At 42.7% G+C, this 15,829-nt stretch carries 13 protein-coding genes and 1 pseudogene; 9 read left to right on the top strand and 5 right to left on the bottom strand.

What is annotated here, in order from left to right; all coding sequences use genetic code 11:
* Positions 1-76: 76 nt before the first annotated feature.
* Together J7E38_RS17940 and J7E38_RS17935 are read left to right on the top strand one after the other, a co-directional pair.
* Positions 77-1,477 carry an LVIVD repeat-containing protein gene (locus J7E38_RS17940; RefSeq protein WP_214708451.1) on the top strand — a complete coding sequence of 467 codons (1,401 nt, stop codon included), beginning with the start codon at positions 77-79 and terminating at the stop codon, positions 1,475-1,477.
* 180 nt (positions 1,478-1,657) lie between these two features.
* Positions 1,658-1,939, top strand: coding sequence for an AbrB/MazE/SpoVT family DNA-binding domain-containing protein (locus J7E38_RS17935; RefSeq protein ID WP_214708449.1), 282 nt, complete (start codon positions 1,658-1,660; stop codon positions 1,937-1,939).
* A 56-nt stretch (positions 1,940-1,995) separates the two neighbouring features.
* On the opposite strand, the gene arcA is transcribed toward J7E38_RS17935, so the two are convergent.
* Entirely contained in the window at positions 1,996-3,228 is a 1,233-nt protein-coding gene (gene arcA / locus J7E38_RS17930) for an arginine deiminase (protein ID WP_214708447.1), read from the bottom strand.
* A gap of 368 nt (positions 3,229-3,596) precedes the next feature.
* Here arcA and J7E38_RS17925 point away from each other — a divergent pair, with 368 nt between their 5' ends.
* Both J7E38_RS17925 and J7E38_RS17920 read left to right on the top strand, forming a co-directional pair.
* On the top strand, positions 3,597-4,787 hold the full coding sequence (locus tag J7E38_RS17925; RefSeq protein WP_214708445.1) for a glycine C-acetyltransferase: 1,191 nt from the start codon (positions 3,597-3,599) through the stop codon (positions 4,785-4,787).
* A 66-nt stretch (positions 4,788-4,853) separates the two neighbouring features.
* Complete coding sequence (locus tag J7E38_RS17920; protein ID WP_214708443.1) at positions 4,854-5,798, top strand: L-threonine 3-dehydrogenase; 945 nt, start codon at positions 4,854-4,856, stop codon at positions 5,796-5,798.
* Positions 5,799-6,017: 219 nt separating this feature from the next.
* Here the strand turns inward: J7E38_RS17920 and selD are convergent, their stop codons facing one another.
* On the bottom strand, positions 6,018-7,118 hold the full coding sequence (gene selD, locus J7E38_RS17915) for a selenide, water dikinase SelD (RefSeq protein WP_251030385.1): 1,101 nt from the start codon (positions 7,116-7,118) through the stop codon (positions 6,018-6,020).
* 142 nt (positions 7,119-7,260) lie between these two features.
* Between selD and J7E38_RS24365 the strand changes: the two are divergent.
* Positions 7,261-7,443: pseudogene (locus tag J7E38_RS24365) on the top strand (Rdx family protein); the annotation flags it as partial.
* Between the two features lie 152 nt (positions 7,444-7,595).
* On the top strand, positions 7,596-9,002 hold the full coding sequence (selA, locus tag J7E38_RS17905; protein ID WP_214708439.1) for an L-seryl-tRNA(Sec) selenium transferase: 1,407 nt from the start codon (positions 7,596-7,598) through the stop codon (positions 9,000-9,002).
* Positions 9,003-9,040: 38 nt separating this feature from the next.
* Here the strand turns inward: selA and J7E38_RS17900 are convergent, their stop codons facing one another.
* Complete coding sequence (locus tag J7E38_RS17900) at positions 9,041-9,184, bottom strand: small acid-soluble spore protein P (RefSeq protein ID WP_079509097.1); 144 nt, start codon at positions 9,182-9,184, stop codon at positions 9,041-9,043.
* 115 nt (positions 9,185-9,299) lie between these two features.
* Here J7E38_RS17900 and J7E38_RS17895 point away from each other — a divergent pair, with 115 nt between their 5' ends.
* Positions 9,300-9,557: a DUF2524 family protein gene (locus tag J7E38_RS17895; protein WP_214708437.1), complete on the top strand. Its 258-nt coding sequence runs from the start codon at positions 9,300-9,302 to the stop codon at positions 9,555-9,557.
* Positions 9,558-9,626: 69 nt separating this feature from the next.
* Here the strand turns inward: J7E38_RS17895 and sspO are convergent, their stop codons facing one another.
* Complete coding sequence (gene sspO, locus J7E38_RS17890; protein WP_144480826.1) at positions 9,627-9,776, bottom strand: small acid-soluble spore protein O; 150 nt, start codon at positions 9,774-9,776, stop codon at positions 9,627-9,629.
* A 332-nt stretch (positions 9,777-10,108) separates the two neighbouring features.
* Here sspO and acnA point away from each other — a divergent pair, with 332 nt between their 5' ends.
* Entirely contained in the window at positions 10,109-12,817 is a 2,709-nt protein-coding gene (gene acnA / locus J7E38_RS17885) for an aconitate hydratase AcnA (protein ID WP_214708435.1), read from the top strand.
* 1,096 nt (positions 12,818-13,913) lie between these two features.
* On the top strand, positions 13,914-14,462 hold the full coding sequence (locus J7E38_RS17880; RefSeq protein WP_214708433.1) for a hypothetical protein: 549 nt from the start codon (positions 13,914-13,916) through the stop codon (positions 14,460-14,462).
* A gap of 35 nt (positions 14,463-14,497) precedes the next feature.
* Here J7E38_RS17880 and J7E38_RS17875 read toward each other — a convergent pair whose 3' ends face one another.
* Positions 14,498-15,784, bottom strand: coding sequence for an NCS2 family permease (locus tag J7E38_RS17875; RefSeq protein ID WP_214708431.1), 1,287 nt, complete (start codon positions 15,782-15,784; stop codon positions 14,498-14,500).
* Between the last annotated feature and the right edge of the window lie 45 nt (positions 15,785-15,829).

The raw sequence follows: 15,829 nt of genomic DNA, 5'->3' as shown, positions 1-15,829 counted from the left end.
ATACAGTTTTTCGTTTGCTGGTGAGTTTCTACCTTTGCTATATTGTTATTCAATACATAAGAGGAGGTTTTTAATAGTGAAAAAACGATTGTTCCCTAGCCTGATTCTTGCTGGAGTTTTAACTGTTTCTTCTGTTCCATTCAATGTCCTTGCCCATGACGAACTTGGTGATGTAAATATTGAAAAAGGAGAAAGGACAGGCTATAGCGAAGTATCGGTCCCTGTCATGGAGGGAAATAAAAACCTCAAATTCTTGCATGAAGCCGCTGCTCCTGAAATGAATACGGTCAGGGCAGATGGAAAGCAGAATAGTTTTGCAGATGTATTTGCTCACAAAGGATATGCTTATCTCGGCACCCATACCAAAAATGGCGGAAATGGCGGCGTACGTGTATTTGATCTCAAAGATCCCGCCAACCCAAAAGAAGTGTCCGTATTCGCGAATAATGACATCCCTGGTACATGGCAGGAAAAGGTAATCGTCAAGAGTGTGAACACCCCATCTTTTAAAGGGGATCTTGCAGTTGTAAGTGTCCAGCAACTTAATAGAAATAATCCTGACTCAAAGGGTGGATTTTTACTATATGATGTGACAAATCCAGAAAGCCCTCAGAAGCTAGGATTCTATGAAGTGACCAAAAAAACAAACGGAACGCATGAGCTGTATCTGACAATGCAGGGCAACCGTGCGATTGTACTTGCGGCTAATCCGTATGCTGACTATTACAGCCATGGGGAGGAGAAGGATTTCCAGATTGTCGATGTAAGCGACCCGTCGAATCCTGAGAAGCTATGGGAATTCGACCCTAGGACAATGGAAGAAATTCATGAGGATTTTAATGGCTACCACTGGAATTCTCCTGATGGGAAAACCCGTCCTGTTTTCAACCACAGCACAATGATAGATGAAACCGGTAAGTATGCATATGTATCAATGTGGGATTTGGGAACGGTGATTTTTGACATCAGCAATCCTGAACATCCGGAATATCTGGGAAGGACAGATTTCGCTTCGAACCAGCAAGGATCGGCCCATTCAGCTACACTGGCAAAAGGCGGCAATGTATTGATTGAGACAAGGGAAGTTTATAGTCCAGTTAAAGAAGGCTATGAACAATCTTATGGTTATACAAGGATTTTTGATATCAAAGATAAAACCAACCCTAAATTGCTTAGTGAGTTTAAGACTGATTTAGTAGATAATATCGAAAATGGCGTTACTTTTGCCAACACAGTCCATGACCCTAAAGTACAGGGGAACACTTTGTACCTGTCACACTACGCCGGGGGAGTATATGCGGTCGACATCACGGATCCGGCAAATCCTAAACAAGCAGGGCATTATGTCCCTGAGAGGTCAGATGTATGGGGTGTATTTGTAGACAGGAATTTTGTTCTAGCATCTGATATCGGATCTGGTTTAAAAGTATTATTGAAAAACAATGGTTCATCCCATGAATTGCAGGGGATAGAATAGACACTTGGAAAGCACGCGTGATGCGTGCTTTTTTGTTTTATATATTGAAAAATAATTTAACCAGACCGACATTTTTTAAATGTAAATAAATGCCTCGTTTTGCTATAATTGTATTGGGCTAGAATCGTTTCACAGTACAGACATCCAAATCCCACATAGTTTGGAAGGGGAGGATGCAATATGAAGGCTACTGGAATCGTGAGGAAGACGGATCAGCTAGGCAGGGTGGTCATTCCGATGGAGTTAAGGAAGAAGCTGAGTATTGGTGAAAATGATCCGTTGGAGATATTCGTTGATGAGGATATGATCATCCTGAAAAAATACCAGCCGGACCAGACTTGCCTTATAACCGGCATTATCAGCAATGACAACATGTCGCTTGCAGACGGAAAAATTGTGTTAAGTAAAAAAGGTGCTGAACAATTGGTTAAAGAATTGCAAAGCTACCTTGCTGCCTACTAGAATATACAAGTTAAAGCAGTCCTGAATTGAATCCGGGACTGCTTTTTTGTTTTTATTTACAAATCTTCCCGATAGATCGGCATGCTCATGCATCGAGGGCCTCCGCGCCCACGTGAAAGTTCAGAACTTGGGATTTCAATTACCTCAACGCCGTTTTGCCTTAACAAATCATTGGACACATAATTTCGATCATAGGTGACCACGACTCCAGGTGCAATGGCCAGTGTATTAGAGCCATCGTTCCACTGCTCACGGGCAGCAGCGATTTCATGACCGCCTCCGCAAGGTATTAAGATTAAATCCTGAAGGCGCAGGACTTCCTTCAATGTTTCAGTTAAGTTGGACCGTTCAGAGATAGTGAGTCTGTCTGGATCTGTCCCTTTTTCGAGAATATATATTTTCATAACACCGTTAGGCCCCTCGATTCCATGATGGATGGTGAATTTTTCATGGTCCACCATTGTAAAAACTGTATCAAGGTGCATATACGCCCTTAATTTAGGGATTTCAACAGCAACGACCTTTTTTATTCGATCATTTTTGGAGAAAATTTGTTTTGCCAATTTTTCAATTGCCTGGGCAGAAGTCCGCGCACTTACCCCGATGGCAATAACTTCGGGACTGAGCACGAGTTCATCACCGCCTTCAAGAGGATAGTCCTGCACCCGGTCGTACCAAAAAGGGATATCATGGGAGGCGAACCTCGGATGATGCTTCATAATGAAATCCATGAATAGTGACTCCCTTTTCCTTGCTCCTTCACACATTTTGTTTATGGAAATTCCATTCCCAATCACGGCTGCTGGATCCCTTGTAAAATAGAGGTTTGGCATTGGATCAAGGAAGAAAGGATAATAGTCGTCAAGGAGTTCATGCAAATGCACCTTCTTCTCCGGTTCGATTTCTGATTTCAACACGCCAGACATCACTTTTTGAATCATTTCATCAGTGGAAGAGGAATGAAGATAATCTTCCACTGTGCTTCTTGAACCGTTCAAGTTGCTTTTACTCTCATTGAGTACCTGATCAATGAATTCTTGTCTTAATTCTTCTGTATGTAATGCCTCTTCCATTAATTTTTCCAGATAAAGAACCTCTACGCCTCGGTTTCTTAATACATCAGCGAAATAATCATGTTCTTTTTGGACTGCAGGAAGATACGGGATGTCGTCAAAAAGGAGCCGTTCCAAATATTTTGGTGTCAGGTTTTCGACTTCCTTGCCTGGCCTATGCAGGACGACTGACTTCAATTCTCCAATCTCTGAAGTTATATTAAGTGGATATTTCATTAAAATTAACCTCCGGAGCTCAGTTTCTATTTCTATATGAACTATGAGGGAGTGATGATGTAGATGTAAGGTTACTCACTGCCCTCGTTATGCCTGCCTGGTTACAGACTGGCCCTCTTCTATTTACCCTTTAAAAATTATTCAAACCTCGTTTCAATAAAATCATGTTTTTTAAAGAACAATAGGGAAAAATAATAAAAAGTAAGCGTTTTCTGTCCTTCATAGATGTACATATAAAAGAAATGTGATAAAGTATATTTTATAAATACAGATTATATGTGGTTGGCGGACTAACATATTGTCCTCTCCAAAAAGACAGTTGTTTCCGTAATAATGACATGCCGGTCTTCGGCAGAAAGGGGATTTCGATGTCTAGCAAAACATTGGATCAATTTTTAAATGAGAACCTGGAGGAATTGAAGGGGAAGGGGCTTTACAATGTAATTGACCCGCTTGAAAGCCCTAATGGACCAGTGATCACGATCAATGGCAAAGATATGATCAATTTATCTTCTAATAACTATCTGGGACTTGCTACAGATGAAAGATTGAAAAAAGCTGCCGATGAAGCGATCTCCCGGTTTGGGGTTGGAGCAGGTGCTGTAAGGACGATTAATGGCACACTCAAACTTCATATTGAACTTGAAGAAAAGCTTGCCAAGTTCAAGAAGACAGAAGCAGCCATTGCTTATCAATCCGGCTTCATGTGCAATATGGCCGCGATTTCCGCTGTAATGGATAAAAATGATGCGATCCTTTCTGATGAATTGAACCATGCATCGATTATTGACGGCTGCCGTCTGTCACGCGCGAAAATCATCCGTTTCAACCATTCTGACATGGAAGATCTGCGTGCAAAAGCAAAAGAAGCCAAGGAATCCGGGCAATACAATAAAATCATGGTCATCACAGATGGCGTATTCTCCATGGATGGAGACATTGCAAAATTGCCAGAAATCGTTGAGATAGCCGAAGAATTCGATTTATTTACATATGTCGATGATGCACACGGTTCAGGAGTTCTGGGGGAAGGCGCAGGGACGGTCAAGCATTTCGGACTTTCAGATAAAGTCGATTTCCAAATTGGGACTTTGTCAAAAGCGATTGGTGTAGTCGGGGGATATGTCGCTGGAAAGCAAAACCTGATCGACTGGCTGAAAGTGAGAAGCCGTCCATTCCTGTTCTCGACTTCACTCACTCCTGCTGATGTTGCTGCCAGCATGAAAGCAATTGAAATCCTGATGGAAAGCACAGAATTGAACCAGCGTTTATGGGAAAATGCAAACTATTTGAAGGCTGGACTGCAAAAGCTCGGTTTTGACATCGGACATTCCGAAACGCCAATTACTCCATGCATCATTGGAGACGAAGTAAAAACACAGGAATTCAGCAAGCGTTTATATGAAGAAGGGGTATACGCGAAATCAATCGTATTCCCGACAGTCCCTAGGGGAACAGGACGGGTGAGGAATATGCCTTCTGCTGCGCATACGAAAGAAATGCTGGATCAGGCATTATCTATTTATGAAAAAGTCGGAAAAGAACTGAGCATTATTTAATTTGCATATGCCGGTTTGCCTGACAAACCGGCATATTTTTAAGGAAAAGCAGGAGGAGTACATAGAATGAAAAAGATTTTGATTACTGGTGCACTTGGCCAGATAGGTTCAGAATTAACAGTTAAACTTCGTGACATATACGGCCAGGACAATGTCATAGCGACAGACATCAGACAGACTAATTCAGAAGCTGCAGTCAACGGCCCATTCGAGATTCTCGATGTCATGGATGCCAACAGGATGGTCGAATTGGCCAAAGAATACAATGTTGATACGATCATGCACATGGCCGCACTGCTTTCTGCTACAGCGGAGACGAAGCCTGTTTTTGCATGGAACCTGAATATGGGCGGTTTGATGAACGCGCTTGAAACAGCAAGGGAACTGAACCTGCAATTTTTCACGCCAAGCTCGATCGGCGCTTTTGGACCGAACACGCCTAAAGACAATACACCTCAGGATACAATTCAACGTCCTACTACGATGTATGGAGTGAACAAGGTTGCAGGAGAACTGCTTGCGGATTATTATTTCCACCGTTTTGGAGTTGACACCAGGGGAGTGAGATTCCCGGGATTGATTTCCTACGTTACACCTCCAGGAGGCGGAACAACTGATTATGCGGTTGAGATTTATTATGAGGCAATCAAAAAGGGCCAATACAGCTCCTATATCAACAAAGGGACTTACATGGACATGATGTATATGCCTGACGCGCTTGGGGCGATCATTGATTTAATGGAAGCAGACCCTTCTAAGCTCATCCACCGTAATGCTTTTAATGTAACCGCGATGAGTTTTGATCCAGAGCAACTGGCTGCTGAAATCAGGAAGCACATCCCTGGATTTGAACTGTCTTACGAAGTCGATCCTGTCAGACAGGCAATTGCTGATAGCTGGCCGAATTCGATTGATGCATCTGCAGCTGCTGAAGAATGGGGATTCAAGGCAAAGTATGACATTGGGAGTATGACTGCCGATATGCTGGAAAAATTGAAAGTCAAATTATAATGCTCTTTTCTAATACTTTGTTGCTATTTGCTGCAAGGTTGCATTAAATGACCTATGTAATTTCAGTATGGAAGATTTAGGCAATAAAAGAGCTTGCAAACTAGATACCGACCAGCAAAATACCTTATCATACGTAAAAATCGGCCTTAGGATTTTAACAACAATCATAACGAAAACAGCTAACTATAATGAAGAAAAAAGGTGAAATCGAATTTGATTTCACCTTTTTACATAAATCAGTTTATCCTGCTTTTCTGTGACTTTTCCTATGATGGCGGCATGATTCAAACCTTTGTCTTTGAGTGCTTTTACATATTGATTGGCCTCATTCTCAGGCAGTGATACGAGAAGGCCGCCTGACGTGATGGCATCACACAGGACCAGTTGTTCTTCAGGAGAAATGTCTCCATATTCAACATCGTTCTCCAGCCACTTATGATTTGATTTTGAACCGCCAGGCACAACGCCTTTAGCTGCCAATTCATATGTACCTTCCAGGACGGGAACACTTGATAATTCAATCTCAAAGCTGACATTGCTGCCACGTGCAATTTCACTTCCATGACCCAGGAGGCCGAATCCTGTTACATCCGTTACTGCATGAGGATTGAAGCTTTTGAGTGCTTCCGCAGCGGTTTTATTCAATAAGGCCATTGTTTCGGTCACGGCCTGTTCTTGTTCGGATGTGACTGCATTTCGCTTGATTCCGGTCGTTAAGATTCCAACCCCGATTGGTTTCGAAATGACCAGCGCATCACCTGGTTTAGCGCCGACATTTTTCCAAATGGATTCAGGGTGTGCAAGACCTGTTACGGATAAGCCGAATTTAGGTTCCTGGTCATCGACTGAATGTCCGCCAACTGTAACGGCGCCAGCTTCCTTCACTTTGTCGCTTGAACCTCTTAATATTTCGGCCAATATATCCGGGCCTAGCTTTTTGACTGGATATCCTACTATATTCAGGACGGTTTTTGGCTCCCCACCCATTGCATACACATCGCTAAGTGCATTGGCTGCAGCGATTTGGCCAAACATATATGGGTCATCCACAATAGGGGTGAAGTAGTCAATGGTCTGAATCAGGGCAATATCATCTGTCAGTTTATATACACCTGCATCATCGGATGTTTCATGTCCGACGAGCAGTTCAGGAACAGGTTCCTGTTCAGGTAATAGACGCAGAACCTGCGTCAAGTCCTCGGGACTGATTTTACAGCCTCAGCCAGCTTTTGTTGACAATGAAGTCAATCGGATTTTTTCATGTTCACTCAACCTTATCACCTCAACAGCAAGTATACTCCTTCTTGTTTTTAAAATCATCCTTAAGCTACTATTATTTGCACAGAGTCAGACTTTACACTAAAATGACAGTAAATATATATATAAGGTTAATCAAGGGGGATTTTTAATGGAAAAGTATCAAGTCGCCGTCGAATTTTGCATGATGTGAAACTACGCACCAAAAGCTGCGAGTCTCGCGGAAGATTTATTCACTCATTTTAGAAGCCAAATTGAAAAAATGGAATTGATACCAGGGTCCAAAGGAGCTTTTGAAGTTACGGTAAACGGGAAACTTCTATACTCCAAACTTGATACAGGCGTATTTCCGGATGCCGACGAAATCATCAAGCAAATAGAAGCGTAATCAATGCCTGGCAGTTGCCAGGCATTTTTTTATCTTCAAGATGGATGGCTGCTGGAACGTCTCTGTAATTAATTCACCTGATTGAAATAACTTCGGTTGGATATTAATGATATAATGAAACAATGTAGATTTGTTTGTGGGGGCATGCGAGCATGAAGGAATTATTGAGAGCCTTGCCTGCAGTTCATGAATTGCAGAAAGATAAAAGGTTTACGGGTTTAATTGAGCAGTATGATCTAGATGAAGTCTATCTGACTGATGTGTTGAAATCAGAAATAGATAGGATCAGGACAGAACTGCTCAAAGGGAACTGGAAAGGGGCCGAACCAGGGACGGAGGCATTTATTGATCAATTATTTGAAGCTGTTGGCCATTCTGCAGCGAAACGATCGGATTATACGCTTAAAACTGTCATCAATGCTACCGGTACCATTTTGCATACAAATTTGGGCAGGGCGCGGTTGAGCGAAAATGCCATAAAGCATGTAGTCGAAACAGCTATGAATTATTCCAATCTCGAATATAAGCTTGACGAAGGCAAACGCGGCTCTCGGCACAGTCATGTGGAAGCGTTGGTCAAGGAAATTACAGGAGCAGAAGCGGCTATGGTCGTCAACAATAACGCTGCGGCTGTTTTTATCATTCTTAGTGCACTTGCCAGGGGGAAAGAGGTAATCGTTTCTCGCGGGCAACTGGTGGAAATAGGCGGTTCCTTCCGAATTTCCTCGATTATGGAAGAAAGCGGAGCAAGATTAGTTGAAGTGGGTACAACGAATAAAACCCACTTATACGATTATGAGAATGCCATTTCAGAAGATACCTCCATGATCCTCAAGGTTCATACAAGCAATTTTAAGATATATGGTTTTTCAAAAACTGTAGAAACTGAAGAGTTAGCACAACTGTCAAATAAGCATGATCATGTTATTTTTTATGAGGATCTCGGCAGTGGTGTTTTGTATGATTTTCAAAAGCATGGTATTGGAGAAGAACCTGTTGTGAGTGAAGTGCTCAGAATGGGAGCGGATATTGTATCTTTCAGTGGAGATAAATTGCTGGGCGGTCCGCAGGCTGGAATTATCGCTGGTAAAAAAGAGCTGATCGATCAGTTGAAGAAGCATCAGCTGGCCAGGGTCGTAAGAGTTGATAAGATGACTCTTGCAGCACTAGAAGCAACATTGATGGATTATCTAAAGGGAGAAAAGGGATTGGGCCATATTCCGACTCTTCGGGATTTACTTGTGCCTTTACCTGAACTGAAGGCAAGGACTGAAAAATTCGTCCAGTCTATTCAATCTTTTGGCGGAAAATTAAGTGTAAAGATCACTGAAGGGACTAGCCAGGTGGGCGGGGGAACAATGCCGGATGTTGAGCTGCCTGCTTACCTAGCCACCATCAGCCACCCTGAAGTCAGTGCTGAACATATTGCCAGAAAGCTTAGGACCGAATATTCACTAGCCATCATAGTGAGAATTCATAAAGAAGAGGTGCACGTCGATCTCCGTACCGTTACAGCGGGAGAAGAATCGCAGCTTTTGGAGGCACTGAAATTAATATAGCATAATGGCTGCCAGACTAATTGGCAGCCATTAGTTTTTTACATATCGTGGCCAGAATTGTGCTTTTGGCGAGTATGGTTGCGGTTTTTAACCTTTTTGGATCCGCTTAGTGGAGCAGGCTGGCTGTCTTGGTCACCCTTGGGAGCATTTTTGCGCATATCCTTGGAATCGTTTTTGTTCATTGCTCATCCCTCCTGATTTTAGGATTAGATTTTCACGTGAATTTATACTGAATAAATAACTTTTAAATGTGCAATTTAACGGTATAGATTTTACTACATCAGGAGGAAATCACACATGCCTTACAATAAAGATAAACAACAAGCTTTCCAGGCAGCTCAGCAAGGGTTTGAAGACGCACAGGGTCTTTATTCGGAAATTGTGCGGGATTCAGCAAGCTATGGTCACCAGTTAAAGCATCTTAAAAACGAAGTGAATGAAGCATTTCAGCAAATTGAAAATGCGCTTGAAAACGCTTCTGAACATCAAAGGGGACAATTAGAAAGGTTCCAGCAGGATCTGCGGAGCATTGTGAACGAAGTAAATATGGAATAAAAAGTGAAAGCGGAAGGCAATCCTTCCGCTTTTTCATATACCAGGCATGTTTTTAACAAGCGTTAATATTTATTGATTCTTTTTGCGCTTCTTATTATTTTGTTTTTCTAGTTCAGTCATTGGTTCATTGGCCATTTCTTCGTTAAAGCCAGCACCATTTCCCTGGGCTTTCGCCGCATTTGCACCGGGGATGACATGATTTGCTTTTCTTTTTACCACATGATTCACCTCCATCTGTCATATTTTTTCCCATTATACACTTCACAATCCCGTTTTTTCACTTTTGTAAAATAGTTTCAGATTAACTTTGATTAAAGAAGGAATTGATTTCCTCTTTGATAAAATCCCATTCAGCTTGTTTTTATCATGAATACAGTTTTTATAATAAGAAAAACTTATCAATCGCAATAACTTTCTTGTTATTTACTTATATACAAGGTTATATTAATATGAAATTGTGAGAAAAGTTAGGATGGAATACAAGATTCAAACTTTTCGACAATTACTTTTATTTAGTTTATGATGTTTACGTAGAAGAAGGGGGTAAACATATGTCAAACCAAGATGTTTTTAACGCCCGCAGTTCATTTGAAGTTGACGGGAAACGCTATCATTACTATAGCCTGGCAGCATTAGAAAAGGCTGGAATCGGCAATGTATCAAAACTGCCTTACTCTGTTAAGGTATTGCTTGAATCCGTGCTTCGCCAGCATGATGGCTTTGTAATCACAAAAGAGCATGTTGAAAATCTAGCAAAATGGGGAACCAGCGAAGTGAAAGAAGTGGATGTGCCGTTCAAGCCTTCACGTGTCATTCTTCAGGACTTTACTGGTGTACCAGCAGTCGTTGACCTTGCTTCTCTAAGGAAAGCAATGGCTGACATGGGTGGAGACCCAGACAAAATCAATCCTGAAAAGCCGGTTGATCTAGTTATTGACCACTCTGTACAGGTTGATAAATACGGAACTCCAGACTCACTTAATGTGAACATGGAACTTGAATTCGAACGTAATGCTGAACGTTACCAGTTCTTGAGCTGGGCACAGAAATCATTCGACAACTACCGCGCTGTTCCGCCGGCAACAGGTATCGTTCACCAGGTGAACCTTGAGTACCTTGCAAGCGTTGTCCACGCTGTAGAAAATGCAGATGGTGAATTCGAAACATTCCCAGATTCATTAGTAGGTACTGACTCTCATACTACAATGATCAACGGTATTGGCGTTCTTGGATGGGGCGTAGGCGGTATCGAAGCAGAAGCTGGAATGCTTGGCCAGCCATCATACTTCCCAGTACCAGAAGTAGTAGGTGTTAAATTAGTAGGCGATATGCCTAACGGCTCTACTGCAACTGACCTTGCACTTAAAGTGACTCAGGTTCTTCGCAGCAAAGGCGTTGTTGGTAAATTCGTTGAGTTCTTCGGACCTGGCGTAGTGACACTTCCGCTTGCTGACCGTGCGACTGTTGCCAATATGGCACCAGAATATGGCGCTACTTGCGGATTCTTCCCAGTTGATGGAGAAGCATTGGATTACATGCGTTTAACTGGCCGCTCTGAAGACCACATTAAAGTGGTTGAGGCATACTGCAAGGAAAACGGATTATTCTTCGATCCTTCATTAGAGCCAGTTTATACTGATGTAGTAGAAATCAATCTTTCTGAAATCGAAGCAAACCTTTCTGGTCCTAAGCGTCCGCAGGATTTGATTCCGCTTTCTGCAATGCAGAAATCATTCCAGGAAGCATTGACTGCTCCTGCAGGAAACCAGGGATTCGGCCTTGGTAAGAAGGAAATCAATAAAGAAGCAGTTGTTGAGTTCGCTAATGGCGATAAAACTACTATGAAAACTGGTGCTATCGCGATCGCGGCGATCACTAGCTGTACAAATACATCTAACCCATACGTACTAGTAGGTGCAGGCCTTGTTGCCAAGAAAGCTGTTGAGCTGGGAATGGAAGTTCCTAAGTTCGTTAAGACTTCATTAGCACCTGGTTCAAAGGTTGTAACTGGATACCTTCGCGATTCAGAATTGCTTCCTTACCTTGAAACTCTTGGTTTCAACCTGGTTGGTTATGGTTGTACAACATGTATCGGTAACTCCGGTCCATTGAAGCCTGAAATTGAAAAGTCTGTTGCTGAAAGCGATCTTCTAGTTACTTCTGTTCTTTCCGGTAACCGTAACTTCGAAGGACGTATCCACCCGCTTGTAAAAGCAAACTACCTGGCTTCACCGCCGCTAGTTGTTGCATATGCACTTGCTGGTACAGTGGACATCGATCTTCAGAATGACCCAATCGGAAAAGACAAAGATGGCAATGATGTATTCTTCAAGGATATCTGGCCATCAACAGCAGAAGTGAACGAAGTCGTTCACCGCGTAGTAACTCCAGAGCTATTCCGCAGAGAGTACGAAACTGTATTCACTGACAACGAAAAGTGGAACGAGATCCAAACAAACAGCGATCCGCTTTACACTTTCGATGAGGATTCAACATATATCGCAAACCCACCATTCTTTGAAGGTTTGACTCCAGAGGCTGGGGAAGTTGCTCCATTGAACAACTTGCGTATTGTTGGTAAGTTCGGTGATTCTGTCACAACTGACCATATTTCTCCTGCAGGTGCGATCGGAAAAGACACACCAGCTGGAAAATACCTGCGTGAAAAGGGTGTAGAGCCACGTGACTTCAACTCTTACGGTTCACGCCGCGGTAACCACGAAGTCATGATGCGCGGAACATTCGCGAACATCCGTATCCGCAACCAGATCGCTCCTGGCACAGAAGGCGGCTTCACGACTTACTGGCCAACGAACGAAGTCATGTCCATCTTTGATGCTTGCATGAAGTACAAAGAGCAGGGCACAGGCCTAATGGTTATCGCAGGTAAAGATTACGGAATGGGATCATCCCGTGACTGGGCTGCAAAAGGTACTAACCTATTAGGTATCAAGACTGTTATCGCTGAAAGCTTCGAGCGTATCCACCGTTCAAACCTTGTATTGATGGGCGTACTGCCACTTCAATTCAAAGCTGGTGAAAACGCTGAGACTCTTGGCCTGACAGGCAGAGAATCATTCGATGTCCAGATCGATGAAAATGTCCGCCCACGCGACATCATCACTGTGACAGCTACTGACGAAGAAGGCAACAAGAAAACTTTCGAAGCTCTTGTACGTTTCGACTCAGAAGTAGAAATCGACTACTACCGTCACGGAGGAATCCTGCAAATGGTTCTTCGCGATAAATTAAAAGCTTAATTAAATACACAGACCCCCCCTGGTTATTTTTCCGACCAGGGGGGTTCTTTTTTTGGGTGTAAAATCTGTGAGTATCCCAGTTTGATTTAACAGTACTTCGGTTTTTTTGTTAGGAAGCGCCTGAACAGGGCATTTTTTTGCCTGAAAGGTACCCTTATGAAAGAGGAAGCGTCTGTATAAGGGCATCTCTCTGTCTGAAAGGTACCCTTATGAAAGAGGAAGAGAGGAAGCGCCTGTATAAGGTCATCTTTCTGCCTGAAAGATACCCTTATGAGAGAGAAAGCGCCTGCATAAGGGCATCTCTTTGCCTGAAAGGTACCCTTATGAAGGAGGAAGCGTCTGTATAAGGGCATCTTTCTGCCCGAAAGGTACCCTTATGAGGAAGGAAGCGTCTGTATAAGGGCATCTTTTTGCCTGAAAGGTACCCTTATGAGGAAGGAAGCGTCTGTATAAGGTCATCTTTCTGCCCGAAAGGTACCCTTATGAGGAAGGAAGCGCCTGCATAAGAGCATCTCTCTGCCTGAAAGGTACCCTTATGAAAGAGGAAGCGTCTGTATAAGGGCATCTCTCTGCCTGAAAGATACCCTTATGAGAGAGAAAGCGCCTGCATAAGGGCATCTTTCTGCCCGAAAGGTACCCTTATGAAAGAGGAAGCGTCTGTATAAGGGCATCTTTCTGCCTGAAAGGTACCCTTATGAGGAAGGAAGCGCCTGTATAAGGTCATCTCTCTGCCTGAAAGGTACCCTTATGAAAGAGGAAGCGTCTGTATAAGGGCATCTCTCTGCCTGAAAGGTACCCTTATGAAGGAGGAAGCGTCTGTATAAGGGCATCTTTCTGCCCGAAAGGTACCCTTATGAGAGAGAAAGGACCTGCATAAGGGTATCTTTCTGAGTGAAAGATTCCCACATAAGTGAGGAAATGCCAGCATAATACGTCTCAATTCTCATAGTCTTTCATTTTTTACCCTTGTTCACTTTCATTATTAAAATATCCTACATAATTCACGAAAACTTCTGATAAATCGACAAACTCTCCTATTGAAATTTGCTGATAAAGAGGTATGTTTAAGGTAGGTGGAACATAAGGAGTGATTACTATGGGCCTTGTATCGATTGTAGCAAGAGAAGATTTTATTTCGTTGGTTACTGATTTGCGGATACAGCAGATGACCGATGACATCCATTTCAAAGAATTGATCCCGGATACAGCGTTCATTGCTTTTTCAGGAGATTTGGAATATGCAGTGATGGCGGCAGATGCCGCTGAAACCCTGATTAAACAAGGATTCAGTCTCAAAGAACTGGCTGAATCGATCCAGTCATCAATCAATAATCCGATGCTTTCAAGAGATGGCCGTCCTTTTGAGGCGGTTGTGGCTGGGTATTCTCAAAAAGGTGAAGCTCAGTATCATGTCATTTCCAACATAAAGACACTTGAATCATATTATCCGGGCAGCGGTGAGAGTCTTTACTATGTAAATGGCCACGAACCGATGCTTGTCCTTGAGCGATCATTAAAGATGTATGGAATGGGTACAGTTGACCAGGCCCAGGCAGCTCAAATTCATCTGCTGCAAGAGGCTTCAAAGTTTATCCCGAATGTTCAAACAAACCCATCTTCTTATATTCTAAAAAGAGCAAACTAAAACAGCCCTGGGACCCAGGGCTGTTTTTTATCTGGTTATAGAGCATATTGCAGGACAAAGTTACCCAGGAACAGCAAGGCAATCATATAGAGTGCAGGCTGAATCTCCCTACCTTTACCCATTAACAGCTTCATTAAGGGATAAAGTATGAAACCAATCGCCATTCCGTCTGCAATACTGTACGTCAAAGGAATCAGCACAATGATCAGCAAAGCAGGGAAGCTTTCCAGTAAATCATCTAGTTTGATATTCGTGATATTCTGCAGCATTAGGACGCCGATTAAAATTAAGACAGGAGAGACTGCGCTTTCCGGTATCATTTTAATAACAGGGATTAATACAATGGACGCAAGGAATAGCAAACCAGTTACGATGCTCGTTAAACCTGTCCGTCCTCCAGCAGCAATTCCCGCTGCACTTTCGACAGATGCAACGGTCGGGCTAGTGCCGAATATTCCGGCTGTTGCTACTGAAATTGCGTTTGCCTGTAAAGCTTTCTTGGATTTATGAGTCTGGTTTAACATCTTTGTATGTCCATGGATTAAGCCGATATTTTCAAAGATAACAACCATTGCCAATGAAAAAGCAGTAAGCCAGAAGACAAAATCCCCCGCTTTGGCAAATGACATTTGGCTGAACACTTCCATATACCCTCCAAATGATGGCATACTCCATGATGCTCCATCACTCTTAAAATCACCAAAAATCAAGGCAAGTGCCGCAGTAAATGCGATACTAAGCAAAAGGTTGCCGGGCACATTTTTAATGAATAATACGACAGTGACAACCAGGCCAATCAAAGTGATAAGTGCTGTTGAACTGCTTAGGTCTCCAATTGCAAGTAAAGTGTGATCGGAGCTTGTAATGATTCCGCTATTATCGAAACCGATCAGGATTAAAAGGATGCCAATACCAACAGTGATGGCTTCCTTCAGGGAATCAGGAATGGATGAAACAATCGTTTTTGCTAGTGGAGTGAAAGCTAATAGCATGAAAATGACTCCAGAAACAAACACCATGGCAAGTGCTTCCTGCCATGCGAAACCGCCTGACTGTACGATTGTGTATGTAAACATCGCATTCAATCCCATACCCGGAATTACCAGAATAGGTGTATTGCTCCAGAAACCCATGAGTAGGCAGCCTGCGAATACGGTCAAAATGGTTGCTATAATCCCAGCTTCCAACGGGATTCCAGCTGCTGACAGAATGGTAGCATTAACAATGATGATATACACAACAGTTATATAAGAGATCAGGCCAGCTGAAAACTCTCTTCCGATTGTTGTTTCATGTGCTTTTAATTGAAATAATTTATCCATTTTTTCTCCTCTCTCTTTATATAGATAAATTTTTCGCTTTGAAGC

The sequence above is a fragment of the Bacillus sp. ISL-35 genome (genome assembly GCF_018613355.1).
Lineage (GTDB): Bacteria > Bacillota > Bacilli > Bacillales > Cytobacillaceae > Mesobacillus.
The sequence above is the reverse complement of the archived record's forward strand: the minus strand, read 5'-3'. Positions and strand labels throughout refer to the sequence as shown.